The sequence below is a fragment of the Campylobacter concisus genome, assembly GCF_003048445.1.
Lineage (GTDB): Bacteria > Campylobacterota > Campylobacteria > Campylobacterales > Campylobacteraceae > Campylobacter_A > Campylobacter_A concisus_BF.
The window spans coordinates 1-2799 of the sequence record NZ_PIQW01000028.1; the positions used below are offsets into that span (position 1 = coordinate 1).

General features: G+C 34.9%; 1 protein-coding gene. It reads right to left on the reverse strand.

The window, feature by feature from the left end; translation table 11 throughout:
* Positions 1-2799: hemagglutinin repeat-containing protein (locus tag CVT14_RS10490; protein ID WP_199907341.1), on the reverse strand; the 2799-nt coding region annotated here is incomplete at both ends.

Consider the following 2799-nt stretch of genomic DNA (forward strand, 5'->3'; position numbering starts at 1 on the left):
GTAGATGAGTTAACAAAAGCGCCTCTACCTATTGCCGAGAATAAACCGCTAGCAGCTCCACCATATGCTCCGCCTAATGCATTTACTATTATTTCGGTGTAGTCAAGATTTTTAAAACTATTGCCGTTATTTATATATTGTGATCCAAGATCTATGCCTCCGCCTATAATTGTGCCTGCTACTATACCTGGGGTTTTAGGGCTATCATAAAATTTAATATCTCTTGTCATATCTTTTATTAAAGTACTAGAGCTGCTTTCCGGAGCAGATATATTTGGCTTACGAACTGTTATGAAATAACCTTTATCGTTGGTGGTTTTAAAATTTCCAGTGCCTTTTTTGTTTATTACTTGTTCATATATCACTTTATTTCCTGATAGATCAAAACTGCGAGCTACATACTCTTTGCCATTGTGTCTTAGTATACCATCACTACCTAATGTTCCACCTTTTGGGGTATTGGCCAATAGTTTTTCATTTACCCTTGCTTGCATTTCCACAAATGGAGCTTTTATTACATTTTTTGAGCTAGAGTACAGAGCTGATGATAGCTGTTTTGCAGCACCGATGGCTGGCTTTGCAAATGGTATAAGTATATCGCTTGCATCTCCTAGTCCTATGGTATGCTCCGGGTCCCAATGCTTATCCTCATACTGCTCTTTGGTTGCGGTGTATAAAGGATAACTCGTCATACCCTCTTTATAAACGTCTGTAAAGTACAGATTTCTCTCTTTAGCAGTAGTTGCCAATATATTATATGCCTCATCTATTTTATCCCTATCAAACACTATACTATATCCAGGCACCTCGCTTTCATCAGCGCTTTCTAATGTAGATACAACATGTTCAAAAGCTTCTTTTTGAGATTTATCGACATTTGTTTTAGCTGCAAGCATAAAAAGATTTATTGACTGAGCATAAGGTATGTTATTTTCTTTGCTATATCTATATGCTAATTCCATTGCAAGATCATATTCATTGTTTGTTAGCATCCTATTCGCTCCCAAATTCTTATCCAACTTTGCAAATTCTCTATTGTTGTTTATCATGCTTGATGTTACAGCTGTTGTTAAAGGTGTTTTAGAGAAACCTTTATCGTTTAGCCATAGAGCATGAGAGAAATATCTAGTTGCAAAGTCTGAGAAATTTGATGCATACTTAGTATCATCATCTCTATTTTTATTTATATCTCTATGATCTTGTATATCCATAGATCTTTGGTTTTCATGAGTTATGGTCTTTACAAGATCTTTCATATTGGTTATGTTTTTGAAATTTATATAGCTAGCTCCAGTTTGCAAGCTTGTATAACCTTGTATTTTCTCGCCATTATACCCTCTTTCATCTGTATATATAGCCTTTATATCATTTGGTAGATATCCTAAATTCTTCATAACGGCAAGCGTTACTAGTGCCATAGCCTCTTTTCTTTGTGCTTCGGTTGTAGTGTTGCTAGATAAAAATGCTTGTAGTTCTGGTGAATTTGCCACCTCTTCTCTAACACCATTTAATACTTTGTATTGCTTGCTTACTTCTTTAAAGAATGAGAATATATTTGCTCTATCTGTAGTTGATATTTGCTTTATGGCGTCTATTATAGTGCTAGTATCTACTATCTCTTTTGCTATCTCTTTTTGCCCACTCTTAGTTAACACCCTTAAATCCATGCTACCATCCACATTTGAGCTTATACTAGTATTTACTAGATCTTTTGTTAGTTTAGTTGTATCTCTATTTAGTCTTGTTAGATCATCAGAGTTATCTTTATCAGCTATCTCTATGTTGCCACTGCCTAGAGTTGCTAGGTTTTTAGATAGTGTGTAGCTTAAATTTCTTTGGTTTGAGTAGTTTATTGACTTTAGACCAGAGTAGCTTGAGCCTGATTTGCCTTGATCACTTTGGCTAACTTTACTATCATCTTTTTTACCTACTGAATAATTAGCTCCTATGCTAAGAGATGATCCTTTGTTATAGCTTGTATTTGATAGGTTTTCATAGCTTAGGGTATTTGTTTTTAAATTTAGGTTGTGGTTATCTATAAAGGTATTATCTTTATCATACTCTCCTGCTGCTAGTAGTGATCCTTTTAGATGAGTGTTTTTGCCTACCTCTACGTTTAGCTCATTTGCTGTTATAGATGAGAGATTTGTCTGTTTTATCTTTGTGTTTGAGTTTGACTTACTAATGCTTGCTCCAACAGAGCTTAGAGATCTATCTCCAGATGCGAAGTTTTTAGCATTAGTTGCTCCAGAGTAGCTTACGCTTAAATTTATACCCTTGCTTTTAGAGCTAGCATCTTTTATATCTCTGGTGCTTTCTAAGCTTAGGTTATTTCCTACTTTTAAATTTAATCTCTCATCAGCTCTTAAATTTGCTCCCTTGATGGTTGCATCATTGGCTGTGTTTATATTCATATCTTTAGCTGAGTAAAGATGAGAGTTGTTATTTATTAGGCTTTGTTCGCTTTGTTTTAAGCTATTTGTTCCAAGCTCTAGTGAGCTAGAGTTTGCCCCATAAAATGTAAAACCAAATCCTGTTGTGAGTGATTTGGTGTTTGATTTATATTTTAAACTATCTTCGCTAGAGTTTATGTTTAGGTTGTTTGAGTTTAAGCTCGTATCCTCTTTAGATGCTAGGTCTGAGCCTGTGATAGATATATCTTTAGCTGAGTTTATATTTATATGTTTAGCATTTAGGCTAGATTTATTTGAGCTAGTTTGTTTTAAAGAGCTCTCTTGTTTAGTGGTAGCAAGATCAGCCCTTACACCTACGCTAAAGCCATATGTTCCTGAGCTTGCA